At 73.3% G+C, this 22601-nt stretch carries 25 protein-coding genes and 1 pseudogene; 9 read left to right on the top strand and 17 right to left on the bottom strand.

Going from position 1 to position 22601, the window contains the following annotated elements:
• A pseudogene (locus GV126_RS28340) lies at positions 1-159 on the bottom strand (NADH-quinone oxidoreductase subunit F); the annotation flags it as partial.
• 421 nt (positions 160-580) lie between these two features.
• Here GV126_RS28340 and GV126_RS28335 point away from each other — a divergent pair.
• A complete protein-coding gene (locus GV126_RS28335) occupies positions 581-982 on the top strand; it encodes a DUF2795 domain-containing protein (RefSeq protein WP_159672062.1) in 402 nt (133 codons plus the stop codon).
• A 72-nt stretch (positions 983-1054) separates the two neighbouring features.
• Positions 1055-1597: a type 1 glutamine amidotransferase domain-containing protein gene (locus tag GV126_RS28330; RefSeq protein ID WP_028424578.1), complete on the top strand. Its 543-nt coding sequence runs from the start codon at positions 1055-1057 to the stop codon at positions 1595-1597.
• 24 nt (positions 1598-1621) lie between these two features.
• Here GV126_RS28330 and GV126_RS28325 read toward each other — a convergent pair whose 3' ends face one another.
• Positions 1622-1900 carry a DUF6158 family protein gene (locus tag GV126_RS28325; RefSeq protein WP_028424579.1) on the bottom strand — a complete coding sequence of 93 codons (279 nt, stop codon included), beginning with the start codon at positions 1898-1900 and terminating at the stop codon, positions 1622-1624.
• Positions 1901-1956: 56 nt separating this feature from the next.
• Here GV126_RS28325 and GV126_RS28320 point away from each other — a divergent pair, with 56 nt between their 5' ends.
• Complete coding sequence (locus tag GV126_RS28320) at positions 1957-3072, top strand: baeRF2 domain-containing protein (protein ID WP_159672060.1); 1116 nt, start codon at positions 1957-1959, stop codon at positions 3070-3072.
• A gap of 195 nt (positions 3073-3267) precedes the next feature.
• Here GV126_RS28320 and GV126_RS28315 read toward each other — a convergent pair whose 3' ends face one another.
• Positions 3268-4887, bottom strand: a complete 1620-nt coding sequence (locus GV126_RS28315; RefSeq protein ID WP_159672058.1) for an ABC-F family ATP-binding cassette domain-containing protein — start codon at positions 4885-4887, stop codon at positions 3268-3270.
• Positions 4888-4978: 91 nt separating this feature from the next.
• Entirely contained in the window at positions 4979-5647 is a 669-nt protein-coding gene (locus tag GV126_RS28310; protein WP_159672056.1) for a histidine phosphatase family protein, read from the bottom strand.
• Between the two features lie 138 nt (positions 5648-5785).
• Between GV126_RS28310 and GV126_RS28305 the strand changes: the two genes are divergently transcribed.
• From GV126_RS28305 to GV126_RS28295, 3 genes are all read left to right on the top strand, one after another.
• Entirely contained in the window at positions 5786-7303 is a 1518-nt protein-coding gene (locus GV126_RS28305) for a bifunctional phosphatase PAP2/diacylglycerol kinase family protein (protein WP_159672054.1), read from the top strand.
• A gap of 121 nt (positions 7304-7424) precedes the next feature.
• A complete protein-coding gene (locus GV126_RS28300) occupies positions 7425-8246 on the top strand; it encodes a class I SAM-dependent methyltransferase (protein WP_159672052.1) in 822 nt (273 codons plus the stop codon).
• 41 nt (positions 8247-8287) lie between these two features.
• Entirely contained in the window at positions 8288-8461 is a 174-nt protein-coding gene (locus GV126_RS28295) for a hydrophobic protein (RefSeq protein WP_159672050.1), read from the top strand.
• 59 nt (positions 8462-8520) lie between these two features.
• On the opposite strand, the gene GV126_RS28290 is transcribed toward GV126_RS28295, so the two are convergent.
• The 13 genes from GV126_RS28290 to GV126_RS28230 all read right to left on the bottom strand — a co-directional run bounded on the left by GV126_RS28290 (position 8521) and on the right by GV126_RS28230 (position 18978).
• Positions 8521-8802 carry a gas vesicle protein K gene (locus tag GV126_RS28290; RefSeq protein WP_028424586.1) on the bottom strand — a complete coding sequence of 94 codons (282 nt, stop codon included), beginning with the start codon at positions 8800-8802 and terminating at the stop codon, positions 8521-8523.
• Positions 8799-9038: a gas vesicle protein gene (locus GV126_RS28285; RefSeq protein WP_159672048.1), complete on the bottom strand. Its 240-nt coding sequence runs from the start codon at positions 9036-9038 to the stop codon at positions 8799-8801. Before GV126_RS28285 ends, GV126_RS28290 begins: the two co-directional genes overlap by 4 nt.
• Positions 9035-9811, bottom strand: a complete 777-nt coding sequence (locus tag GV126_RS28280; RefSeq protein ID WP_159672046.1) for a GvpL/GvpF family gas vesicle protein — start codon at positions 9809-9811, stop codon at positions 9035-9037. Before GV126_RS28280 ends, GV126_RS28285 begins: the two co-directional genes overlap by 4 nt.
• Complete coding sequence (locus GV126_RS28275) at positions 9808-10176, bottom strand: gas vesicle protein (protein ID WP_159672044.1); 369 nt, start codon at positions 10174-10176, stop codon at positions 9808-9810. The genes GV126_RS28280 and GV126_RS28275 overlap by 4 nt, the downstream gene beginning before the upstream one ends.
• Positions 10173-11435 (bottom strand): SRPBCC family protein, encoded by a 1263-nt coding sequence (locus tag GV126_RS28270; RefSeq protein WP_159672043.1) that lies wholly within the window; start codon positions 11433-11435, stop codon positions 10173-10175. The genes GV126_RS28275 and GV126_RS28270 overlap by 4 nt, the downstream gene beginning before the upstream one ends.
• Positions 11432-12175 (bottom strand): PE-PGRS family protein, encoded by a 744-nt coding sequence (locus GV126_RS28265; protein WP_159672042.1) that lies wholly within the window; start codon positions 12173-12175, stop codon positions 11432-11434. Before GV126_RS28265 ends, GV126_RS28270 begins: the two co-directional genes overlap by 4 nt.
• Positions 12172-12435, bottom strand: a complete 264-nt coding sequence (locus GV126_RS28260) for a gas vesicle protein GvpG (protein ID WP_159672040.1) — start codon at positions 12433-12435, stop codon at positions 12172-12174. Before GV126_RS28260 ends, GV126_RS28265 begins: the two co-directional genes overlap by 4 nt.
• A gap of 3 nt (positions 12436-12438) precedes the next feature.
• Positions 12439-13209: a GvpL/GvpF family gas vesicle protein gene (locus GV126_RS28255; RefSeq protein ID WP_159672038.1), complete on the bottom strand. Its 771-nt coding sequence runs from the start codon at positions 13207-13209 to the stop codon at positions 12439-12441.
• Positions 13206-13634 carry a gas vesicle structural protein GvpA gene (locus GV126_RS28250; protein WP_159672037.1) on the bottom strand — a complete coding sequence of 143 codons (429 nt, stop codon included), beginning with the start codon at positions 13632-13634 and terminating at the stop codon, positions 13206-13208. Before GV126_RS28250 ends, GV126_RS28255 begins: the two co-directional genes overlap by 4 nt.
• A gap of 210 nt (positions 13635-13844) precedes the next feature.
• Positions 13845-14234 carry a gas vesicle protein GvpO gene (locus GV126_RS28245; RefSeq protein WP_159672036.1) on the bottom strand — a complete coding sequence of 130 codons (390 nt, stop codon included), beginning with the start codon at positions 14232-14234 and terminating at the stop codon, positions 13845-13847.
• Positions 14235-14309: 75 nt separating this feature from the next.
• A complete protein-coding gene (ligD, locus tag GV126_RS28240) occupies positions 14310-15323 on the bottom strand; it encodes a non-homologous end-joining DNA ligase (RefSeq protein WP_159672034.1) in 1014 nt (337 codons plus the stop codon).
• Positions 15320-17167: a transketolase gene (locus GV126_RS28235; protein WP_159672032.1), complete on the bottom strand. Its 1848-nt coding sequence runs from the start codon at positions 17165-17167 to the stop codon at positions 15320-15322. Before GV126_RS28235 ends, ligD begins: the two co-directional genes overlap by 4 nt.
• Positions 17164-18978, bottom strand: coding sequence for an NAD(P)/FAD-dependent oxidoreductase (locus tag GV126_RS28230; protein WP_159672030.1), 1815 nt, complete (start codon positions 18976-18978; stop codon positions 17164-17166). Before GV126_RS28230 ends, GV126_RS28235 begins: the two co-directional genes overlap by 4 nt.
• A gap of 382 nt (positions 18979-19360) precedes the next feature.
• On the opposite strand from GV126_RS28230, the gene GV126_RS28225 reads away from it, so the two are divergent.
• The 3 genes from GV126_RS28225 to GV126_RS28215 all read left to right on the top strand — a co-directional run bounded on the left by GV126_RS28225 (position 19361) and on the right by GV126_RS28215 (position 22562).
• A complete protein-coding gene (locus tag GV126_RS28225) occupies positions 19361-19567 on the top strand; it encodes a DUF5999 family protein (protein WP_159672028.1) in 207 nt (68 codons plus the stop codon).
• A 200-nt stretch (positions 19568-19767) separates the two neighbouring features.
• Positions 19768-20325 carry a hypothetical protein gene (locus GV126_RS28220; protein ID WP_159672026.1) on the top strand — a complete coding sequence of 186 codons (558 nt, stop codon included), beginning with the start codon at positions 19768-19770 and terminating at the stop codon, positions 20323-20325.
• Between the two features lie 287 nt (positions 20326-20612).
• Positions 20613-22562 carry an APC family permease gene (locus tag GV126_RS28215; protein WP_159672024.1) on the top strand — a complete coding sequence of 650 codons (1950 nt, stop codon included), beginning with the start codon at positions 20613-20615 and terminating at the stop codon, positions 22560-22562.
• The last annotated feature ends 39 nt before the right edge of the window (positions 22563-22601 follow it).

Here is a 22601-nt window from a genome sequence, read left to right as displayed (position 1 = left end):
GAACCAGTCCTTGCCGTTTTTCAGGATGGCGGGAACCGACGCGATCGACTCGACGTTGTTCACCACAGTCGGGCACGCGTAGAGGCCCGCGACCGCAGGGAAGGGGGGACGCAACCGCGGTTGGCCGGCCCGCCCCTCCAGGGAGTCCAGCAGCGCCGGGTTCCGGTACGACTGCGCGAGACCGGCGCCGGGGCCACCCGCGAGGGACGGGTCCGCGGCGTACCCCTGCGGCAGGCCCGCCGCCCCGGCACTCCGCCCCGGGTCCGGTTCCGCGGCCCACACCGGCGCGGCGGGACCCGCTATGGCGACGGCGAGGACGGCGACGGACAGGGCACGGTGAACGGCAGGGCGCATGGCGGGACACTCCTCGGGCCGACGGGCGGCTTTCGGGGGGCACGGCGTTCGTGCCCTGGGACCATCACAGCCGGTGGCCGGGCGGCCCGCGCGCGGCCGGGCCCCATTCGCGGTACCCGGGCGCCCTGACGGGTGACGTCCGCGGCGCCGCATCCGGTCCCGAAAGCCGGTGTCGGCTCGGCCTGCACGGGGACGCGGGGGCCACCCCCGAGATCTGGAGGGAGACATGCAGCGAGGCAGTGACCGGCTGAGTGTCCACCGTGACGACGAGATGAAGCACGAGCTGCAGGGGCTGCTCAGGTCCGGCCATCCGACCCGGACCGAGGAGTGGCACGACCCGGGGCCGGCCGCCGGGGACGATCCGGAGGTCTGGTCCGGTCCGGTGGCGCCGGGCTCCTCCCGGGCCTCCCTGGAGACGGTCCGCCTGGAACTGGCCAGGATCCTGGGCCGCAGCGCCTTCCCCGCGGGCCCCGCCGAACTGGCCCGCGTGCTGCGCCGCAAGAACGCGCCCGACGCGCTGGTGGAGGCGCTGGAGCGACTGCCCCGCAAGGCGCACTACGCCAATGTCCAGGAACTGGCCAGGGAACTGACCCACACCGAACGGCCCGCCCGGGAGGACCGGGCCTAGCCGGGGCCGGGATCGGACCCGGACAGGAGCTGGGCAGGGCCTCCGCAACGAGCACACGAAGGACGTGAATTCATGCGCATCGCATTCCTGGTCGCCCCCGAAGGCGTCGAGCAGGTCGAGCTGACCGAGCCGTGGAAGGCGGCGAAGGACGCCGGACACGAGCCCGTGCTGGTGTCGACGAAGTCCGGGGAGATCCAGGCGTTCAACCATCTGGACAAGGCGGACACGTTCCCGGTCGACGAGGTCGTGGGCGACACCTCCGCCGACTCCTTCGGCGCGCTGGTGCTGCCCGGTGGCGTGGCCAACCCGGACTTCCTGCGGATGGACGACAAGGCCGTCGGGTTCGTCCGCGACTTCTTCCGGCAGGGCCGGCCGGTGGCCGCGATCTGCCACGCGCCGTGGACGCTGGTGGAGGCGGACGTCGTACGCGACCGGGTGCTGACGTCGTGGCCGAGCCTGCAGACGGACATCCGCAACGCGGGCGGCACCTGGGTCGACGAACAGGTGAAGATCTGCGAGGGCGGCCCGAACACGCTGGTCACCAGCCGCAAGCCGGACGATCTGAAGGCGTTCTGCGAGGCGTTCCTGGATGTCTTCGCGCGGCAGGCCGGCTGACCTGCCGCGCCACGACGCACGATCTCAGCTGCGGGGAGTCGCCGACTCCCCGCAGCTGCGTTCCCGGGCTCCCTCGCGGGTGCGGCCCGCGGCCACCGGCCGGCGCGGGTTGCGGCGCAGGTACTCGCCCTCCAGCTGCGCCATCCGCTCGTTGTGGACCCGCAGCGCGTCGTTCGAGCCGTACAGCAGGGTGTCGTGACGGGTGCGGTGGATCGTCTCCAGCTCCTTCATCAGCTGCTGGTCGTCCAGCCGGCTCGGGTCGACTCCGGTCATGGTGGTGTCCCGCTCGTCGTGTTCGTTCATGCGGTACGGGTACCCGCCCGGCGAGCAGTACCACCGACGGCCTCCGGGAGGGAGCCATGGATCTCGCTTTCCTGCATCCGCTGTACGAACACCCGGGCCCCTGGGCCTCCGTCTACGTCGACACCTCCCGGCACGCGGAGGACACCCCGCACGAGCTGCATCTGACGGCGCAGGCGATGAGCCGGGAGCTGGCCCGGCAGGGTGCGGACGAGGCCACCTGCCGCGCGGTGGAGAGCGCGATCGAGGAGCTGGGGCACTCCCCCGACCCGCACGGGCGGGCGCTGTTCGCGCGGGACGGCGCGGTCGTCCTGGATCCCCGGCTGGCCCGCGCGCCGCAGGGCGGCAGCCGCGCCGAGTGGGGGCCGCTGCCGCGCGTGGGGCCGCTGCTGGACCTGGCGGGCGAGGAGCCGGTCGCGATCGTGGCGTACATCGACCGCAAGGGCGCGGACTTCGAGCTGCGCAGCGCGCTGGGCACCCGCGAGGCGGGCACGGTGGTCGGGCAGCAGTGGCCGATCCACCGCACGAGCAGCGTCGACTGGTCCGAGCGACACTTCCAGCTGAAGGTGGAGAACACCTGGGAGCACAACGCCGCCGAGATCGCCGACGCGCTCAGCGTCTGCCAGGAGGAGACGCGGGCCGACCTGCTGATCCTGGTGGGCGACGAGCGCGAGCGGCGGGAGGTGCGCGAACGGCTGCCGCAGCGGCTGCGCGCGCATGTGGTGGACGCCTCGCACGGCGCGGGCAGCCGGCTGCTGGACGAGGACGTGGAGCGGATCCGGGCCGAGCACGTGCACCATCACGTCGAGGACGAGCTGGACCGGTTCCGGGCGGCCCGCACGCCCGACGACGCCGGCCGGGCGGGTGCCGTGGAGGGGGTGCCCGCGCTGGTGGAGGCGGCGCGGGAGCACCGTCTGGAGGAACTGCTGATCCGCCCGGAGGGTGCCGACGCCCATCGGGAGGTGTGGATCGGCGAGGACCCGGACCGGTTGGGGGTGCGCCGCTCGGATCTGAAGATCCTCGGCGAGGGGGAGTGCTGGCCGGCCCGCGCGGACGACGCCCTGATCCGTTCGGCGGTGATGACGGACGCGGCGGCCCTGTCGCTGGCCCCGGTGGCGCCCGCCGCACAGGACACGCCGGCCGGTGGCCTGGGCGCCATCCTGCGCTGGAAGTGAGACCGGGCCGGGCCGCGCACGGCGGGGCAGGACGCGAAGGGCGCCCACGGGCGCCCTTCGTCCGTGTCCGCGCTCAGGCCACCGACGGTCCGACTGCGCTCGACCCACCGGTGGTCCGCCTGCGCTCAGGCCACCGGTGGTCCGACGGCTCTCACGCGCCCTGCCCGGGTCCGCGTCGCCTGCCGCCGGACGGCGTCACCGGGCCCGCGCCACCCGTCGTTCGTCCCAGACCGGTTCCGGGGTCTCGCGCACCCGGCCGTCGCTGCCGAAGACGAGGTAGCGGTCGAAGGAGCGGGCGAACCAGCGGTCGTGGGTGACGGCGAGGACGGTGCCCTCGAAGGACTCCAGGCCCTCCTGGAGGGCCTCGGCGGACTCCAGGTCCAGGTTGTCCGTGGGCTCGTCCAGGAGCAGGGCGGTGGCGCCGGACAGTTCCAGCAGCAGGATCTGGAAGCGGGCCTGCTGGCCGCCGGAGAGGCGGTCGAAGGTCTGCTCGGCCTGGGCGGTCAGCTCGTAGCGGCGCAGCCTGCTCATGGCGGCGCCCCGGTCCTGGGCGTGCTCGGTCCACAGGATGTCCAGCAGGGTGCGGCCCCGCAGTTCGGGGTGGGCGTGGGTCTGGGCGAAGTGCCCGGGGACCACGCGGGCGCCCAGCTTCCAGGTGCCGGTGTGCGGTACGTCCTCGCCGGCCAGCAGGCGCAGGAAGTGGGACTTGCCGGAGCCGTTGGAGCCGAGGACGGCCACCCGTTCGCCGTAGAAGACCTCCAGGTCGAAGGGTTTCATCAGGCCCGTCAGCTCCAGGCCCGCGCAGGTGAGCGCGCGCATGCCGGTGCGGCCGCCCGTGAGCCGCATCCGGATGTCCTGCTCGCGGGGCGGCTCGGGCGGCGGCCCGGCCTCCTCGAACTTGCGCAGCCGGGTCTGCGCGGCCTGGTAGCGGGAAGCCATCACGTCGCTGCGGGCGGCGTACTGCTGCAGGTCCCGTACGAGCCGCTTGAGCTGGGCGTGCTTCTCGTCCCAGCGTCGGCGCAGTTCCTCGAAGCGGGCGAAGCGCTCGCGGCGGGCCTGGTGGTAGGTGGCGAAGCCGCCGCCGTGCACCCAGGCGTCGGCGCCGGCCGGGCCGGGCTCCAGGGACACGATCCGGTCGGCGGCGCGGGCGAGGAGTTCGCGGTCGTGGGAGACGAACAGGACGGTCTTGCGGGTCTCCCGCAGCCGCTCCTCCAGCCAGCGTTTGCCGGGCACGTCGAGGTAGTTGTCCGGCTCGTCCAGCAGCAGCACCTCGTCGGTGCCGCGCAGCAGGGCCTCCAGGACCAGGCGTTTCTGCTCGCCGCCGGACAGGGTGCGCACCTGCCGCCAGCGGGCCTTGTCGTAGGGCAGGCCGAGGGCGGCCGTGGTGCACATGTCCCACAGGGTCTCGGCCTCGTAGCCGCGGGCCTCGGCCCAGTCGGCGAGCGCCTGCGCGTACCGCAGCTGGGCGGCCTCGTCGTCGTGGGTCAGCAGGGCGTCCTCGGCGGCGTCGACGGCCTGCGCGGCGTGCCGCACGCGCGGTGGCGCGACGGAGACCAGCAGGTCGCGCACGGTGGTCTCGTCGCGCACGGACCCGATGAACTGCCGCATGACGCCGAGGCCGCCGCCGACCGTGACGGTGCCGCCGTGCGGCTTCAGCTCGCCGGAGATCAGGCGCAGCAGCGTCGTCTTGCCGGCCCCGTTGGGCCCGACGAGGGCCACTGCGGCGCCCTCGCCCACCCGGAAGGACACATCGCCGAGGAGCGTCCTGCCGTCGGCGAGGTGGTACTCCAGGTGCGCGGCCTCCAGATGTCCCATGGGCGGAGATTGTGGTGGCCGTGCGCGGACCCCCGCAAACGGTTTATCGCCTTCATCGCCCGCCGGCGGTCACGCGGGTCCGCGCGGAGCCTTATGACGGGGTCGGGCCGTCGGCGGCCCGCCCCGCCGGGCCGCCCTCGCCCGCGGGTGCCACGACCGCGCCGGCCCAGGACAGGGCCTTGAAGCCGTCGGCGGGCGAGCCGTCGAGGATCACCACGCCGGTGTTGCGCAGCGGATGGGCGGCGGCGAAGTCGGCGTCGAGGTTGTGGGCGCGCACGGCGGTCCACAGCCGGATGGCCGCGCCGTGGCTGACCATGGCGACGGTCTCCGCGCCGCCGGCGGCGGCCTCGGCGACGACGGCGTCGTAGCGGGCCAGTGCCTCGGCGCCGCTCTCGCCGCCGGGTCCCGGCATCCGCAGGTCGAGGTCGCCCGCGGCCCAGGACAGGACGGTGCGCAGGTACAGCCGGCCGCGCTCGGAGTCGCCGGCCTCGCCCTCCAGGTCGCCGGCGGACACCTCGCGGATGCCGTCGCGGACGATGACGTCGAGTCCGCGGGCGGCGGCCAGCGGGGCGGCGGTGAGCTGGGGGCGCACCAGGGTGGAGGCGTAGACCGCCTCGATGTCCTCCTCGGCGAGCGCGGCGGGCAGGGCGGCGGCCTGTCGCCGCCCCAGGTCGGTCAGGCCCGGTCCGGGGACGGCGGTGTCCAGGCGGGAGACCACGTTGGAGGGGGTCTCGCCGTGGCGTACGAGGATCAGGCGCATACGAGCTCGTTCCCGGGACGGCAGGGGGCAGGGCGGGCCGCCCCGCGTACGGCCGGCCGTGCCGCCCGGCGGCGCACGCACCGGGGGCGCCGCGGACCCGCACACAGGAAACGGCCACTTCAGGGTAACGGTGCCTGTATGAGCCCAGACATCGACCTCACCGCCCCGCCCGACGCCCACAAAACGGTTCTGAAACGGCTGCTCGCCCTGGACTGCCGGCTGTTCGAGGCCGCGGCCGAACGGCACTGGCCCGCCGCCGGGCCCGTGCTGCCCCGGCTGAGCCGCAGCGCCGACCCCGGCGTGCTGTGGTGCGCGGCGGCCGCCGCGGTGGCCGCCACCCGTACGCCGCGCGCCCGCCGTGCCGCGGTGCGGGGCCTGGCCTCCCTGGCGCTGGCCTCGCTGACCATCAACACGCTCGGCAAGCGGTCGGTGCGCCGGCCGCGGCCCGCTCTGGACCCGGTGCCCGCCGTGCGCCGGCTGAGCCGGCAGCCGATCACCACGTCGTTCCCGTCCGGGCACGCCGCCTCGGCCGCCGCCTTCGCGGCCGGTGTCGCGCTGGAGTCCCCCGCCTGGGGCGCGGCGGTGGCTCCGCTCGCCGTGTCCGTGGCGGTCTCACGGGTGTACACCGGCGTGCACTTCCCGAGCGATGTGCTGGCGGGCGCGGCCCTCGGCGTGGGCGCCGCGTTCGCCGTGCGGGGCCTGGTGCCCACACGCGCGCAGCTGACACCGCCGGCCCGGCCGCAGACGGAGCTGCCGGCGCTGCCCGAGGGCGAGGGCCTGGTGCTGGTGGCCAACCACGGCTCGGGCACCGCCGAGCGCGTCCAGGCGCTGCGGGACGTGCTGCCGCGGGCGGAGGTCGTCGAGTGCGCGCCGCAGGACGTGCCGGCCGAGCTGGACAAGGCGGCCGGCCGGGCCGTCGTGCTCGGGGTGTGCGGCGGCGACGGCACGGTGAACGCCGCCGCCGAGGCCGCGCTGCGCCACGGACTGCCGCTCGCGGTGCTGCCCGGCGGCACGCTGAACCACTTCGCCTACGACCTGGGCGTGGAGGACGCACGGGCCCTGGGCCGGGCCCTGGAGCGCGGCGAGGGCGTGCGCGTGGACGTGGGCCGGTTCGTCTCCGGGGGGCGGCGGGGCGTCTTCCTGAACACCTTCAGCCTGGGCGTGTACCCGGAGCTGGTGCGCGAGCGGGAGCGCTGGGCGGGCCGGATCGGCGGCTGGCCGGCCGGGGTGCTGGCGGCGCTGCGGGTGCTGCGCGCGGACCGCCATCCGCTGGAGGCGGAGTTCCAGGGGCGGCGCCGGCCGCTGTGGCTGCTGTTCGCGGGCAACGGCACCTACCACCGCACGGCGCTCACGCCGGGCCGCCGGCTGGATCTGGCCGACGGGGTGCTCGATGTGCGGGTGGTGCACGGAGGGCGCCGGCCGGCGCTGCGGCTGCTGTCCGCGGCCGTCGCCGGCCCGCTGACCCGGTCCCCCGCCCACGCCGCGGTCCAGGTGGGCCGGCTGCACCTGACCGGCGTGGCGCCCGGCACGCTCCTCGCCTACGACGGCGAGGTCACGGAGGCGGAGGGCGAGGTGTGGCTGGAGAAGCTGCCCGTGGCCCTGCGGGTGTACCGCCCGCTGCCCGCCTCGGGAGCGGGACGGCCGACCGGTTCCTGACTACCCGTCAGTCCAGATGGCAATACGCGGGTCTCACCATGCGGCTCTCGCGCGTACCGTGATCCCTACGCCCCGGGGTCCACGGCCCCGGCGGGACGAGGCGACGAGAAGGGGTACCGCCATGCCGCACGCACGGGAGACCGCCGTCTACACCCACGGACACCACGAGTCCGTGCTGCGCTCGCACACCTGGCGCACCGCCGCTAATTCGGCGGCCTACCTGATCGGCTCGCTCAAGCCCCACATGAAGATCCTGGACATCGGCTGCGGCCCGGGCACCATCACCGCCGACCTGGCGGAACTGGTGCCCGACGGGCACGTCACGGGCGTGGACCGGGCGCCGGGCGTACTGGAGCAGGCCCGCGCCACGGCCGCCGCGCGGGGCCTGGACAACATCGACTTCGCGGTGGCGGACGTGCACGCGCTCGCCTACCCGGACGACACGTTCTGCGTGGTCCACGCCCACCAGGTGCTCCAGCACGTGGGTGACCCGGTGGGCGCGCTGCGGGAGATGTGGCGGGTGACCAGGCCGGGCGGGTTCGTCGCCGTCCGGGACGCCGACTACGCGGCGATGACCTGGTATCCGCAGGTATCGGGGCTGGACGACTGGCTGGAGCTGTACCGGCGGGTGGCCCGCGCCAACGGTGGCGAGCCGGACGCGGGCCGCCGGCTGCGGTCCTGGGCGCTGGCGGCGGGGTTCCAGGACGTCACCGCGACGTCCAGCACGTGGACGTACGCCACGGACGCCGAGCGGGAGTGGTGGAGCGAGCTGTGGGCCGAGCGCACCCTGGCCTCCGCGTACGCCGAGCGCGCGGTCGGCGGCGGGCACGCGAGTGAGGAGCGGCTGCGGGCCGTGTCGCGGGCGTGGCGGGAGTGGGGGGCCGCGCGGGACGGGTGGTTCGCCGTCCTGCACGGCGAGATCCTGTGCCGTAAGCAGGCCTGATTTCCCGGAGGCGGGAAACTCGGGGGGCAGGAGGTCGCGCTATGGTTCCCATCCTGCTCGTTCTGCTTCTGGCAGTGATTCTGTTCGGGATCGGCTTCGCCGTGAAGGTCCTGTGGTGGGTCGCGCTCGCGGTGTTCGTGGTGTGGCTGCTGGGCTTCCTGTTCCGCGGCGCGCACGCGGGCGGTGGCGGCCGGGGCCGCTGGTACCGCTGGTAGCGGCCGCTGCCGTTCCCGTCGGCCCCCGGCGGTGTCGTTCCGAGGGAGCCGCGGGGGGGTCATTCCCGGGGAAGCAACGGTCCCAGCGGCCCGAGGTCCAGGTTGAGGTCCTCGGGCCGCAGGCCGTAGCGGTCGCGCAGCTCGGCCATGCGGTCCTCCAGGAGCATCAGCGTCAGGCCGATCCGCTCCTCCTGTTCCTCGGTGAGGTCGCCCACGTCGAAGCGACGCAGCGCCTGCCGTTCCATGAGCTGGCGCAGCAGCTCCACGACGGTGAGGACGAGCTTGACCAGGTCGCGTTCGACCGTGTCGGGCTCCAGTTCCAGGCGCTTGCGCGGGGTCACGGCGACTCCTCGGTCCGGGGGGTGCTCGGGGTGATCGCCCCAGGGATGCTTGCAGGGATGTCGAACGGTGAGGGCACCTGGGCGTTCACCGAGCTGATCAGCGCGTTCAGGTCGATGCGGACCAGGTCGACGTCCGCGATCCGCAAGGTGACGTCCCCGGTGATGACGACTCCGCCGGCCAGCAGCCGGTCCAGGAGGTCCACCAGGGCTATCTCGCGGCGTTCGACGACCGTCATGCCTCCTCCCCCGGCAGTTCGCCGACGAAGGAGTACGCCGCCCACGGCCCGGTGAGTTCCACGCGCAGCCCGGGGGCGTCGTCCTTGGTGCGGTCCACGACCTCCACGAACTCCTCGGACCGTGCCCGGGGCACCAGATACGCGGCGTTGAGCACGTTGCGTCCTGCGGCCCCGGAGAGCACCGCGGTCTGCGGCGCGTGCAGCCGGGAGTCCTCGGCGAGCGCGGACAGTTTCTCGTGCAGTTGGGTGGCGAACGCCTCGGCGCGCTGCCACAGGTCCTCGTGCGCCCGGGTCTGCTGCCGGCGCCGGCGCAGATAGTCCCGGCCGGAGGCGGCCTTCCCGGTGGGCGGCGCGGCGGCGGTCGCCTCGGCGGGCTCGGTCTCCAGGTACACCTTCACACCCCACTCCACGCGGCCCTCCAGCCGCTGAAGGGTGGAGCGGAAGTGCTCCTCCTTGGCCTGCATCATGCAGCGCACGGCGCTGTCGTCCCGGAAGACGGTGGCCAGGCGCAGCGGCAGCGGGGTGGTGACCACCGTGAGCGCGTCGATCACCCCTTGGTGGGCGCGAGCGGTCGCGGCGAGCCAGTCCAGGTCCTCCAGGTGCGCGCGCAGCGGTTCTTCGGCGAAGTCGCGTTCGGGGACCTCGCTGACGACGGCGATCAGCCCCTGGTGGGGCAGTTGCTTGACCGGCGCGCCCGCCACCCCCGTCAGCTGCGCCTGGAGGGGCGCGCCGAGGGGGCGGCAGACGGCGTAGACGTACCGCAGTCCCGTCATGGTGCCTCCTTGGGAAGCGTCCGGCCGGTACGGGCCGTGCCCTGGTCCAGCGTGCCCTGCGCCAGGTCCTCCAGGCGCGCCAGCCGCTCGCGCAGCTCGGCGTTCTCCCGGGCGAGTTCGTCGCGGCGGGCCTTGGAGGAGAGCGCGGGATCGCTCTCCCACCAGTCGATGCCCATCTCCTTGGCCTTGTCGACCGAGGCCACGACGAGCCGGAGCTTGATGGTGAGCAGTTCGATGTCGAGCAGGTTGATCCGGATGTCACCGGCGATGACGACACCCTTGTCGAGGACGCGTTCGAGGATGTCGGCGAGATTGGCGCCGCTGCTCGGACCGTAGGGTTCGGGCAGCCTGCTCGGCGTCGTCATCGGCGGCCCCCGCCCTCGGCGTGCTCGTACTCGTCCGCTTCCTCTTCTTCCTCGTCCTCGTACTCGTCCTCGGGATACTCCTCGTCGGACTCGCCCCGCGGGCCTTCGCCTTCCTCTTCCTCTTCCTCTTCCTCTTCTTCTTCCTCGCCGTAAGGTTCCTCTTCCTCTTCTTCCTCTTCTTCCTCGTCCTCCTCGTCGGAAGGCTCCTCTTCCTCTTCCTCCTCGCCTTCCTCTTCCTCACCGGAAGGCTCTTCCTCTTCCTCGCCGGAGGGCTCTTCCTCTTCCTCGCCGGAAGGCTCTTCCTCGCCCTCGTAGGAGGCTTCCTCCTCGGACTCCTCCGGCTCCTGCTCGGACTGCTCGCGCTCCTCCTCCGCGACCGCGTCCTCATGGCTGCGGACGACCTCGCTCTCGCGGATCTCGCCGCGCCAGCCCTCGTCCGCCTCGCCCTTGAGGGTGATGAAGCGGGCGAAGTGCTTCAGGTCGAGCCGGGCCCGGCGGCCCTGGGCCCGCCAGATGTTGCCGGTCTTCTCGAACAGGCCGCTCGGGTAGTACTCCATGACCAGCAGCACCCGGGTGAGGTTCTCCTCCAGCTCGTGGAAGGAGACGACGCCCTTCGTGGTGCCCTTGGCGCCCTCCGAGGTCCACTGGATGCGGTAGTCGGGGATCTGCTCGGTCGTCGTGGCCTTCCAGCTGCGGCTGGAGAGGAAGATCTTCGCCTGCCAGTCGGAGTGGGTGTCGTCGGCGCGGCTCGCGCTCTTGACGCCGTGGGCGAAGGAGCTGAAGTCCTGGAACCGGGTCCACTGGTCGTAGGCGGTGCGCACGGGCACCCCCACGTCGATGGACTCGATGATGACGGTGGGCTTGTGGCCCGAGCCGCTCTTGCGTTTGCCGCCCTTGCCGCCACCGAGGTTCTTCAGCGCGCCCATGACGCGGTCCTTGGCGTGCGAGGTGCCCAGTTCCAGCGCGGTGCGCATCGGGCCCTTGCCCTCGGCGATCTTGCGGCCGGCGTCCAGGGCGAGTTTGCCGAGGCCGGGGCTGTTGCCCTCGGCGATGTCGTTGAGCTTGCCCGTGGTCTCGCCGAGCTTGCGGCCGAAGCCGGCGAGCAGCCGCTCGGCCTGGGCGGTCAGGAAGTCCTGCGCCTCCGCCTTGAGCCGGTCGGCGGCCTCGCTGCGGGCCAGTCCGGTCAGCGGGTTGTCCTTCGCCGCGCCGCCCGCCGCCCGACCGGCGGCGGAGGTCACGGAACCCAGGGTCTCGGTCATCGGTCACCGCCGCCCTTCGGCAGGCGGGAGCGGGCTGCGCGGGCCGCGCCGCCCGCCTCCGTCGTCTTCTTCGCGGCCGCGTCGCGGCCCGCGGTCTTCTTCGCCGCCGTCTTGCCGGCGGGCGCTTTCTTCGCCGCCTTCTTGGCCGGCGCCTGCTGCGCCGTGGCCTTCTTCGCGGCCTTCTTGGCCGGTCCGAGGGACGGCGCCTTCTTCGCGGCCTTCTTCGCCGTGGCCTTCTTGCCGGGGCCTCGCGCCCCCGGCTCCCCGTCCTCCTCGGATTCGGCTTCCTCCTCCGCCTCGCGGCCCTCCCGGTCCTCGTACTCGTCCTGGTTCGCGCCGCTGCGGCCCTTCTTGCCGCTCTCGCCGCTCCCGCCGTTGTCGTCGCCGCGGTCCTCCGCACCCTTGCCGCCGCCGGCCGGTACCGCGCCGGACAGCTGGTCGCGGACCCGCGACGTACGGTCGTGGAGCCGGTCCGCGAGCGCGGTCATCTGCCGCTCGACCATCGCACCGGAGGCCGCCTTCCCGGCCCCCCGCAGATCCTGGCGCAGCTGGTCACCCAGCTCCTTGACCTGCGGATTGTCCTTGAGCTGCCGGTTGACCAGCTCCGCCACCGCGCGCGGGCTCAGGTTCAGCTTCTTGCCCGCGACGAGACTGCCCACGGCGACGGCCGCCTTCAGCTTCCGTGTGCGTCCCAACAGGTACCCCGCGCCCACCGCGAGGCCCAGTGCCGTCCGATTCATGGTGCCGTCCCCTCACCTGTCCCCGCGCCACCGCGCATGCCGGTCTCCAGCCGGTCCAGGAGTTCGTCCTCCTGTCGGTCGAACTCCTCCTCGGTGATCTCTCCCGCCTCCAAACGCTGCTCGAGCTGCGCGAGTTCGGCCCGTACGGTGGCGGGGTCGTAATAGATGCGTTCCGCCTCGCGCAGCACCTGACGAATCGCCCAGGCGCTGCCGCGTGCCGGGGCGAACGGCAGCAGCAGCACCTCCGAGATCAGCCCCATGGCTCACCCCGTTCCCGCGTCGGCCCCCGCCGCGGTGCCCGCCGGCTCGGCCGGGCCGGGCTCGACGAAGCTGTAGGGCGGCAGCGGCCCGTTGACGCGCAGCTCCAGATGGGGCAGGTCCTTGCGGGCCGGCTCGACGCACGCCAGGAACCGCCCCGCCGTGTCCCGGGCCACCAGGAACGAGACGTTGGCCAGCCAGCCGGTCGACTCCGGGCCGACGCTCACCGCGGCGGCCTCGGGCTCCAGCGCGCGCACGACCAGTTCCGCGTCCTCGGCCTCGCGGGCCTTGACGGCGGCCGCGACCATCTCGCCGAGCCGGATCTTGTCGTCGTAGCTGCCGCCGCCCGCCTGCCGGTTGGCCTCGGCCAGGGCGCGGATCTCGGAGTTCTCGGCCATCACGCGGTGCAGCACGGCATCCTCGACGTGATGGGCCTTGACGTTGTACTCGACCTTGCCGTCCAGCGCGCCCAGGCGCTCCTCGTAGTGCGCGGCGCGCTCGGTCAGCACGCCGAGGACGGTGTCGTCGTCGGGCGCGACGCTGCCGAACCGCAGGGGCAGCACGCAGCCCGCGGCACCGATCTCGCTGAGCACGTTCTGGTGTGCGAGCAGGTCCCTGCGTTTGGGGCGCAGCCCCTCGGGCGCGTCGCTGACGACGGCCGCGAGGTTGCCCGCCCGCAGGACGCGCACGGGCCGCGGCGGGGCGCCGGCGCCGGCCATGCCCTCGGTCGGCGCGGGGTGCGAGGCGGCCGTGATGCCGTAGACGTACGTGCTCACTCCTGCTCCTCCTTCCGTCGCGCCGAGGTGGCCTTGCGCGGACGCGGCCGGGACTCGGCCTCACCCGAGCTCTCCGCGCGGCCCTGCTTGAACGCCTCGGAGATGGTCTGGGCCGCGCCGGACAGCGCGCCCTTGGACTTGCCACGCGCACCGGACTCGGTGATCTCACCGACCAGGTCGGGCAGACCCGGGCTCTTGCGGGGGCCGGCCTCCAGATCCAGCCGGTTGCAGGCTTCGGCGAAGCGCAGATAGGTGTCGACGCTGGCGACGACGACGCGTACGTCGATCTTCAAGATCTCGATGCCGACCAGGGACACCCTCACGAACGCGTCGATCACCAGCCCCCTGTCGAGGACGAGTTCCAGGACGTCGTACAGGCCGCTGCTGCCGCCTCCACCGCCCGTCTGTGCCGGGACCACGGTCATGCCGACCGCGCCTCCTTGTCTGTGTCGGGATACAGAAAATGCTGTCGGTCTTGGTGTGCTGTGCCGATCTCTCTGTGTGTGGTGCGTGTGTCGGTGTGTTCTGTGGGTCGAGGTGTTCTGTGTGTCGGTGTGTTCTGGGTTTCGGTGTTCTGTGTGTCGGTGTGTTCTGTGCCTGCGTGTCCGGGTGTGCCGTTGGGTGTTCCGGGCCGCCTAGCGGCCGCCGGAACGGTGTCCGTCGGCCCTGCCGCGCTCGTAGCGGCGCAGCCGCCGGTAGCCGGTGAGCAGTCCCTCGGGGTCCAGCTCGACCTCGTAGCTCGCCATCAGGCTCATGGTGTCGGGCACGCGGGCGAGTTCGAGGACCTCGACCTCCAGGGACCACCCGTCCTCCGTGCGCTCGAAGGAGGTGACGGTCTCCACGGACATGCCGGTCAGTTCCGCCAGTTGGGCCCGCGCCTCGCGCAGCACCTCCACGGGGCTCATACGGCGCTGCGTCGCGCTGCTGTCGCTGTCCGTAGGTGACTGCTGCGACTGGCGGGACGACGGGGTCTTCTGTTGTGAAGCTTGCGGGTCGGATGTGTGGTTGTTCGATGTGTTCGACATGGCCACCTCTCCCCTCTCCGTGTGGCCGCAGGTCCCTTGGCCAAACCTTCGCGGGCGGAGACGTCCGTCAGTCCGTCAATCCGCCATCGCGTCCAGCCGGCGGCGGGCCGGTCCCAGGGAGCGTCCACGCGCGGGCAGGTCCGCCCACGGCTCGGTGCGGGCCTGGTCGACGGCGTCGGCGAGGGTCCAGCGGCGCGCCGTGGTCCGGGGATCGTCGAGCTGGTCCCAGGACAGCGGCACGGCGACGGGAGCGCCGGGCCGGGCCCGGACGCTGTAGGGGGCGACGGCGGTCTGCGCGTAGCCGTTGCGCTGCACGTCGAGGTAGAGGCGGTCGCCCCGGTCCTTCTTGCGCGGGGCCGTGGTCAGCCGGTCGGGGTGGCGGGCGGCCAGGGCCTCGGCGACGTCCCGGGCGAAGCCGCGGACCTCGTCGAAGCCGTCACGGCCGTCCAGGGGCACGATCACGTGCACTCCGCGCGAGCCGGTGGTCATCGGCGCGCAGGGCAGGCGCAGCTCGTCGAGCAGGGCGTGCAGCGCGTGCGCGGCCGTGCGCACGGCCCCGAAATCGTCGCCCGCGGGGTCGAGGTCGAAGACCAGCCGGTCGGGGCGGTCGAGGTGCCGGGTGCGCGACAGCCAGCGGTGCAGGGTCAGGCACGCCTGGTCGGCGAGGTGCACCAGGGTGGCGGTGTCGTCGCAGACGGTGTGCAGGACCGTGCCGCCCTCCTTGGGGACCTCGGCCCGGGTGATCCAGTCCGGGTAGCTCTCCGGGGTGTTCTTCTGCATGAAGACCGGGCCGTCCAGGCCGTCCGGGTGCCGCTCCAGCATCAGCGGGCGGCCGCGCAGGTGCGGCAGCATGTACGGCGCGACGGAGCGGTAGTACGCGACCAGGTCGCCCTTGGTGTACTCCTTCGCCCGCTCGGGGACACCGCCGCCACCGGCTCCGTCCCCGTTGTCCCTGCCCCCGTCGCTCACGTCGCCACCGCCGTCGCCGTCGCGGCTGCCGGGGAAGAGGACCTTGTCCGGCCGGTGCACCCGTACGGTGCGCCGGCCGGCCCGTACCGTGCGCGGATCGCCGCCCGGTCCGCCGCTCACGGCACCACCGCCTCTTCCACCAGCAGCCGGGCGGACGCGGCGATCGACTCGGCGTCGATGCCCGCCGCGTGCAGCTGCTCGGCGGGCGAGGCCGAACCGGGCATCGTGCGGACGGCGAGCCGGACCAGGCGCGGCACCGGCCGCCCGTCGAGGAAGGCGTCGAGGACCGCGTCCCCGAGGCCGCCCTCCTCGCGGTGGTCCTCCACGGTGAGCAGGCAGCCGGTGTCCTCGGCGGCCCGGCGCAGCGTGGCCCGGTCCACGGGCTTGACCGAGTACAGGTCGATCACCCGCACCGGAATGTCCTCCTCGGCGAGGGCGTCGGCGGCGGCCAGCGCCTCGTGCAGGGTGACGCCCGCGGCGACGATCGTGAGGCGGTCGTCGCCGGAGGAGCGCAGCACCTTGCTGCCGCCGACCGGGAACTCCTCGTCCGGGCCGTAGATCACCGGGGTGGCGCCGCGCGAGGTGCGCAGATAGCGGATGCCGTCGAGGTCGGCCGTCTCGGCGAGGAGCTTGGCGGTCTGGTTGGCGTCGCTGGGGTAGAGCACCGTGGATCCGTGGACGGCCCGCATCATGGCCAGGTCCTCCAGCCCCATCTGGCTGGGCCCGTCCTGCCCGATCGCCACGCCCGCGTGCGAGCCGTTGAGGTTGATGCCGGAGCCGCTGATGGACGCCATGCGGACGAAATCGTAGGCCCGGGTGAGGAACGCGGCGAACGTGGAGGCGTACGGCACCCAGCCGCGCCGCGCGAAACCGACCGCCGTGGCGATCATCTGCTGCTCGGCGATGTAGCACTCGAAGAAGCGGTCGGGGTGCTCCTTGGCGAACAGCTCCGAGCGGGTGGAGTCGCCGACCTCGCCGTCCAGGGCCACCACGTCGCCCCGTGCGGTGCCCAGCGCGGTCAGCGCGCGGCCGTAGGCGTCGCGGGTGGCGACCTGTTCGCCCTTGTCCCAGCGGGGCAGCTCCAGCGTGCCGGCGCCCCCGGCGTGCAGCGGGCGCACGGACGGCGGCTCGTGCACGCGCACCCGGATGTCCCGGACGCCGCCGAGTTCCTCGATCGCCTCGTCGGCGTCCTTCAGCGGCTTGCCGTGCAGTCCCTCGCGGTCCTCGGTGTCGTGCACGCCCTTGCCCTTCAGGGTGCGGGCGATGATCGCGGTGGGCTGCCCGGTGGTGGAGATCGCCTCGCCGTAGGCGCGGTCGATCGCGTCCACGTCGTGGCCGTCGATCTCGATCGTGTGCCAGTCGAAGGCGCGGAAGCGGCGGGCGTAGGCGTCCAGGTCGTGGCCGTGCCGGGTGGGACCGCGCTGGCCGAGCCGGTTGACGTCCACGATGACGGTCAGGTTGTCCAGGTGCTCGTACCCGGCGTGCTCGGCTGCCTCCCAGATCGAGCCCTCGGCCATCTCGCTGTCCCCGCACAGCACCCACACCCGGTAGTCGGCGCGGTCCAGGCGCTTGCCGGCCAGCGCGATGCCGACCCCGATGGGCAGGCCCTGCCCGAGCGAGCCGGTGGCCGTCTCCACCCACGGCAGCCGCTGCGGCGTGGGGTGGCCCTCCAGGCGGCTGCCCAGCTTGCGGAAGCCGAGCAGTTCCTCGTCGTCCAGGGCGCCGGCCGCCTTGTAAGCGGAGTACAGCAGCGGGGAGGCGTGCCCCTTGGACAGCACGAAGCGGTCGTTGCCGGGGTGGTCGGGCCGGTCGAAGTCGTAGCGCAGGTGGTGGGCGAACAGGACGGCCATCAGGTCGGCGGCGGACATGGACGACGTCGGGTGCCCGGAGCCGGCCGCGGCGGCGGCCCGTACGCTGTCCACGCGCAACTGCTGTCCGAGTGCGACGAGTTCGTCGGTGTTCATGTGTCTCCTTCCGCAGGGATGTCCTCACGCCTGACCGGACCCGGCGCCGGATGATGCTCGTGGGGCACCCGCCCCGGCTCCGTCCCGGGGGACTGCGCCGGCCGCTCGGGGGCCGGCTGGTTCCGGGCGGGTTCCCCGCCGGGCTGGTTCCGGGCCGGTTCGCCACCGGGCTGATTGCGAGCGGGCTCCCCGCCGGGCTGGTTCCGGGCCGGTTCGGCGCCGGGCTGATTCCTGGCGGGTTCCCCGCCGGGGTGATCGGGGGCGGGCTCGCCCGGCCGGCTCGTCGCGGGCCCCGGTTCCGGTGGCCGGCTGTCGGCCAGTTCCCGGTCCGCGGGGTGCGGGGGCGGCTCCGCGCCCGCCAGCTGGGCCTTCTCCGTGTTGTCGATGATCTCCGTGATCCCTTCGTGCACCGGCTCGGAGCGCTCACCGCCCGCGCCGGACCCACCACCCGCGCCCGACCCCTCACCCGCACCGGACCGGCCGCCCGCGCCCGTTTCGCGCTCCGGCCGGCCCGGCGTCCGCGCCAGCTCCGGCGACGCCGTGTCCAGCGGCACCGACCAGGACCGTACGAGTCCCAACTGGACGGCCTGGCGCGGCAGTACGGCGTTCAGCAGCCAGTCCGCGGCCACCCGCACCCGGTTGCCGGGCATCGCCGCCAGGTGGTACCCGCGGGTGACCGCGCCGGCCACCGGGCCGGACAGCGGCACGCCGAAGGGATCGGCGGCGGCCCGGGCGCCGCCGAGGTCCACCACGAACCCCAGGTTCCGGTGGCGGTAGGGGTGGCGTGCGCAGACACCGAGCGAGGCGGCGACGTTGACCGCGGCGACCCTTCCCTGCCGCCAGGCGTGCTGGGCGGTCATCGGGGTGTACTTCCCCGGCTGGTCCAGGTCGGGCACGGCTGCCGCGTCGCCGCAGGCGAACACCTCGGGCCGCCCCGGCACCTGCAGATACGGGTCCACGACGAGCCGTCCGCGCTCCAGCGGCTGCCCGGTGCTCTCCACCAGCGGGTCGGGCCGTACGCCCACGCACCACACCAGCGTCCGGGTCGGCAGGAACTCGCCGTCCGTCAGCAGCACCCCGTCGTGCGTGGCCTCCTTCACGGAGGTGCCCATGCGCACCTCCACGCCCCGCTGCCGCAGTGCGCGGTCCGCGGTGCGCGAGAGCCGTTCGTCCATCTCGGGCAGCACGCGGGAGGCGACGTCCAGCAGCAGCCAGCGCGGTCGCAGGCCCTGGGGCAGCGGATGGCCGCGCACCTGGGCGTCGGTGTACATCTTGCCGTGCGCGGCGACCTCGGTGCCGGTGTAGCCGGCGCCCACGACGACGAAGGTGCAGCGGGCCGCGCACCGGTCGCGGTCGTCCTCGGTGGCGGCCAGCTCCATCTGGCGGGCGACGTGGTCGCGCAGGTACAGCGCCTCGGGCAGGCCGCGGAAGCCGTGCGCGTGCTCGGCCACGCCGGGGATCGGCAGCAGCTTGTTGACGCTGCCGACGGCCAGCACGAGCCGGTCGTACGCCAGGGTGCCCTCGCCGCCCTCCGGGTCGGTGTAGCGCACGCGCCGCGCGTCCATGTCGAGGCCGTGGGCCTCGCCGAGGACGAGCCGCACCCCGGGCAGGGTGCCCGAGAGGGAGACGGCGACCCGGCGCGGCTCCAGGATGCCGACGGCGACCTGGGGCAGCAGCGGCAGGTACAGGAAGTAGTCGGTCGGGTTCAGCAGGGTGATGTCGGCCTTGTTCCGGGACATCCGGGCCAGGGTCCGGGCCGTGCGGTAGCCGGCGAACCCGGCACCGACGATCACGATGCGAGGTCGACTCACGGTTCGCCTCCGACGCGTGCGCGTACCTGATGCGGAACCCTCCGCGTCCCCCCGCCTGACCCCCGTGGCCATCCCCGCCCGGTCCTCCGGGACCACCCCACCTGGTCCCCGCGGACCACACGGGAAGCCCTCGCGAGCCCTGCGACGGACCACCGCGAACCATCCCGGAGGACGGTGCGTCGCGCTGAACCGCTCACGCGGGTGACGCGTCTCCTACCGGTGAGAAGCGGTACCGCGAAATCCCTGCGGAAACAGGCGCGCGGGGCAACACTGGTTCCAGTCCGACGCATCACTACGGGGGGCGGCCATGGAGAGTGCCACCAGCCGCGGGACAGACACGACGACCATCCAGGGCAAGACCACACAGCGAGAGATCCCACCCATGTGCCAGCACCAGCCACCGTGTCCGACAGCCGACTCCGCCGACCGCGAATCCGCCCGCCTCGTGGCGCACCACCCGGAGCAGGGCTGGAGCCTGCTGTGCAACGGCGTTCTGCTCTTCGAGGACACCGGTGAGCTTCTTCCGGACGGCCGGATCATCGCCCCGCACCGCCCGCTGGGCGCCGACCACGTGATGACCGCCGCCTGAGGCCCGCCGGCCCGGTCGGCCGCGCCGTAGCCGCAGGACAACGGCACCGCGAGGTGCCCCCCGGGCAGCGCGGCGACCGGGTGCTGCCGGGGCGCTGAGACGTGCCGGACGTCGGTACGGCGTCAAGAACCGGGGCGGGCGCGTCAGAGCCGTGTCAACGCCGGCCGTACCCGCCCCAGAAGCGTTCTACCGTCGAATGCATGAGGTACGGCAACGACGTGCGGCCGGGTACCGACGCCCTCTCCCGTCGCCCCGGCCGGGTGGCCCGCGACCGGCACTGGGCGCGGGATCTGCGCACCTCGCTCCGCTGCTCCGTGGCCCTGCTGGTCCTGCTGCTGGCCGTCGACGGGGCCATGGGCGGCCTGACGTGGTGGCGGGGCGCGCTGTGGGGGGTGCTCGCGGCGCTGCTCTTCGTGGTGCTCTGCCCGGTCCGGGTCAGCGCCGGCGAGGGCTGGCTGGCCGCCCGTTCGGTGGTGCGCCGCGGCCGGGTCCGCACCGATCTGCTGGTGTCGGTGCGGACGACGGACGGCGTCGCGCGACGGCTGGTGCTGCAGGACGCGTTCGGCCAGCGCGCCGAGATCGACCCGGACGTCCTCGTGGACAACCCCGCGCTCTGGTACCGCTTCGCCGAGGACGCCCGGACGGCGGCGGCGAACGGCTTCCTGCAGTACGGGACGGGGGAGCTGCGCGACCTCGCCGAGCGCGTGGACGGCGCTACCGCGCTGACGGTGCTGCGCATCTCGGGGCTGGAATCATGACGCTGGGTGTCCGCTGCCGACGGCGCGCGGCCCGCCTCCGGGCGGCCAGGGTGCATCCGCCCCCGGACGGCCCAGCACGGCCCCGGTGCTGCCGTCTCCCTGGTGGCGGCGGTTCCCGTCGTCCTGACGGCGAGGCGGAAGCCGTCCCGGACCGGCATTCTTAACGGAAGATTGACGGCCGCCCTCCCCGTATCCGTGGGTCGCTGCGTCACGCTCTGCTTACGCTGGTGCTCCGTCCGCGTGATGGCCGGATCCACACGCTGAGCCGTACACCAGGAGCAGGGCCGATGGCCACCACCGAACACCCTCCCAGCCGTCTGCGCGCCTGGATGCTGGAGGGCCTGTCCGACATGGGCAAGGGCGTGCAGCAGGCACCGCACGCCGCGCCGGAGCACCCGCACAAGGGACAGCGGTGGTGGCGGGTGATGTGCCTGACGGGTGTCGACTACTTCTCGACGCTGGGCTACCAGCCCGGCATCGCGGCGCTGGCGGCCGGCCTGCTCTCGCCCGTGGCCACGCTCGTCCTGGTCCTCGTCACCCTCGCCGGCGCCCTGCCCGTGTACCGCAGGGTGGCCGAGGAGAGCCCGCACGGCCAGGGCTCGATCGCGATGCTGGAGCGGCTGCTGTCGTTCTGGCAGGGCAAGCTGTTCGTGCTGACCCTGCTCGGCTTCGCCGCCACCGACTTCCTGATCACCATCACCCTGTCGGCCGCCGACGCCTCGACCCACCTGGTGGAGAACCCGCACCTGACCGGGGCGCTGCACGGCCACCAGATGCTGATCACCCTGGTCCTGCTGGCGCTGCTCGGCGCGGTGTTCCTCAAGGGCTTCCTGGAGGCCATCGGTGTCGCGGTCGGGCTGGTCGGCGTCTACCTCGCCCTGAACGTGGTGGTGGTGATCGCCGGCCTGTGGCACGTCCTGACCGCCGAGCACGTGGTGACCGACTGGTCCGCCGCCCTGACCGCCCAGCACAGCAGTGCCTTCGGCATGATCGGTGTGGCCCTGCTGGTCTTCCCCAAGCTCGCGCTCGGCCTGTCCGGCTTCGAGACCGGCGTCGCCGTCATGCCGCACGTGGAGGGCGATGCCGGGGACACCGAGGAACGGCCCACCGGCCGCATCCGCGACACCAAGAAGCTGCTCACCACGGCCGCGTTGATCATGAGCGGCTTCCTGATCACCACCAGCTTCATCACCACGCTGCTCATCCCGGCGCGGGAGTTCCAGCCCGGCGGCAAGGCCAACGGGCGCGCCCTGGCCTACCTCGCGCACCACTACCTGGGCAACGTCTTCGGCACGGTCTACGACGCCTCCACCATCGCGATCCTATGGTTCGCGGGCGCCTCCGCGATGGCCGGACTGCTCAACCTGATGCCGCGCTACCTGCCCCGCTACGGCATGGCCCCGCACTGGGCCCGGGCCGTGCGGCCCATGGTCATGGTCTTCACCCTGATCGGCTTCCTGGTCACCTGGATCTTCGACGCCAACGTCGACAAGCAGGGCGGCGCGTACGCCACCGGTGTCCTGGTGCTGATCAGTTCCGCGGCGATCGCGGTGACCATCGCCTCGCACAAGGCCGGCCAGCGCCCCTGGACGATCGGGTTCGCGGTGATCTCGACGGTGTTCCTGTACACCACCGTGGTCAACGTGATCGAACGCCCGGACGGTGTGAAGATCGGTGCCTGCTTCATCGCCGGGATCATCCTCGTGTCGCTGCTGTCCCGGCTGGCGCGCGCCTTCGAGCTGCGCGTGACCAGCGTGACGCTCGACCCCATGGCGGAACGTTTCGTCAGGGATATCGCCAGCCGCAAGATCCGGTTCATCGCCAACGAGCCCGACCGCCGCGACAAGGCCGAGTACCGCGACAAGATCGAGCAGATCCGCGCCGACAACGACATCCCGGACACCGAGGACTTCGTCTTCGTGGAGGTGACGGTCACCGACCCCTCCGAGTTCGAGGGAGGTCTCAAGGTGCGCGGCGAGGTCCTGCACGGCCGCTACCGCGTGCTGTCCCTGGAGTCCTCCTCCATCCCCAACGCCCTGGCCGCCCTGCTGCTGCACGTCCGCGACACCACCGGCCACACCCCGCACATCTACTTCGAGTGGACCGAGGGCAACCCCTTCCACAACTTCCTGCGGTTCTTCCTCTTCGGCCAGGGCGAGGTCGCCCCGGTCCCCCGCGAGGTGCTGCGCGAGGCGGAGCCGGACCCGGCCAAGCGGCCCCGCGTGCACACCGCCTGAGCCCCGCCGCACCCTCCGGTTCACGGCGGCCACGCCCGG

Origin of the sequence: Streptomyces mexicanus (assembly GCF_902506575.1) — a bacterium.
In the GTDB taxonomy this organism is placed as follows: domain Bacteria; phylum Actinomycetota; class Actinomycetes; order Streptomycetales; family Streptomycetaceae; genus Streptomyces; species Streptomyces mexicanus.
This window is presented reverse-complemented; position numbering and strand designations above follow the sequence as displayed.

What these genes read in the sequence shown, in the direction of transcription:
- GV126_RS28305 (WP_159672054.1), top strand. Translation starts at nt 5,786, where the DNA reads ATGAGCCCAGACATCGACCTCACCGCCCCGCCCGACGCCCACAAAACG.
- GV126_RS28275 (WP_159672044.1), bottom strand. Translation starts at nt 10,176, where the DNA reads ATGACGACGCCGAGCAGGCTGCCCGAACCCTACGGTCCGAGCAGCGGC.
- GV126_RS28215 (WP_159672024.1), top strand. Translation starts at nt 20,613, where the DNA reads ATGGCCACCACCGAACACCCTCCCAGCCGTCTGCGCGCCTGGATGCTG.
- GV126_RS28325 (WP_028424579.1), bottom strand. Translation starts at nt 1,900, where the DNA reads ATGAACGAACACGACGAGCGGGACACCACCATGACCGGAGTCGACCCG.
- GV126_RS28265 (WP_159672042.1), bottom strand. Translation starts at nt 12,175, where the DNA reads ATGAATCGGACGGCACTGGGCCTCGCGGTGGGCGCGGGGTACCTGTTG.
- GV126_RS28225 (WP_159672028.1), top strand. Translation starts at nt 19,361, where the DNA reads ATGTGCCAGCACCAGCCACCGTGTCCGACAGCCGACTCCGCCGACCGC.
- GV126_RS28310 (WP_159672056.1), bottom strand. Translation starts at nt 5,647, where the DNA reads ATGCGCCTGATCCTCGTACGCCACGGCGAGACCCCCTCCAACGTGGTC.
- GV126_RS28250 (WP_159672037.1), bottom strand. Translation starts at nt 13,634, where the DNA reads ATGACCGTGGTCCCGGCACAGACGGGCGGTGGAGGCGGCAGCAGCGGC.
- GV126_RS28260 (WP_159672040.1), bottom strand. Translation starts at nt 12,435, where the DNA reads ATGGGGCTGATCTCGGAGGTGCTGCTGCTGCCGTTCGCCCCGGCACGC.
- GV126_RS28295 (WP_159672050.1), top strand. Translation starts at nt 8,288, where the DNA reads ATGGTTCCCATCCTGCTCGTTCTGCTTCTGGCAGTGATTCTGTTCGGG.
- GV126_RS28320 (WP_159672060.1), top strand. Translation starts at nt 1,957, where the DNA reads ATGGATCTCGCTTTCCTGCATCCGCTGTACGAACACCCGGGCCCCTGG.
- GV126_RS28285 (WP_159672048.1), bottom strand. Translation starts at nt 9,038, where the DNA reads ATGACGGTCGTCGAACGCCGCGAGATAGCCCTGGTGGACCTCCTGGAC.
- GV126_RS28270 (WP_159672043.1), bottom strand. Translation starts at nt 11,435, where the DNA reads ATGACCGAGACCCTGGGTTCCGTGACCTCCGCCGCCGGTCGGGCGGCG.
- GV126_RS28220 (WP_159672026.1), top strand. Translation starts at nt 19,768, where the DNA reads ATGAGGTACGGCAACGACGTGCGGCCGGGTACCGACGCCCTCTCCCGT.
- GV126_RS28235 (WP_159672032.1), bottom strand. Translation starts at nt 17,167, where the DNA reads ATGAACACCGACGAACTCGTCGCACTCGGACAGCAGTTGCGCGTGGAC.
- GV126_RS28300 (WP_159672052.1), top strand. Translation starts at nt 7,425, where the DNA reads ATGCCGCACGCACGGGAGACCGCCGTCTACACCCACGGACACCACGAG.
- GV126_RS28330 (WP_028424578.1), top strand. Translation starts at nt 1,055, where the DNA reads ATGCGCATCGCATTCCTGGTCGCCCCCGAAGGCGTCGAGCAGGTCGAG.
- GV126_RS28280 (WP_159672046.1), bottom strand. Translation starts at nt 9,811, where the DNA reads ATGACGGGACTGCGGTACGTCTACGCCGTCTGCCGCCCCCTCGGCGCG.
- GV126_RS28335 (WP_159672062.1), top strand. Translation starts at nt 581, where the DNA reads ATGCAGCGAGGCAGTGACCGGCTGAGTGTCCACCGTGACGACGAGATG.
- GV126_RS28245 (WP_159672036.1), bottom strand. Translation starts at nt 14,234, where the DNA reads ATGTCGAACACATCGAACAACCACACATCCGACCCGCAAGCTTCACAA.
- GV126_RS28315 (WP_159672058.1), bottom strand. Translation starts at nt 4,887, where the DNA reads ATGGGACATCTGGAGGCCGCGCACCTGGAGTACCACCTCGCCGACGGC.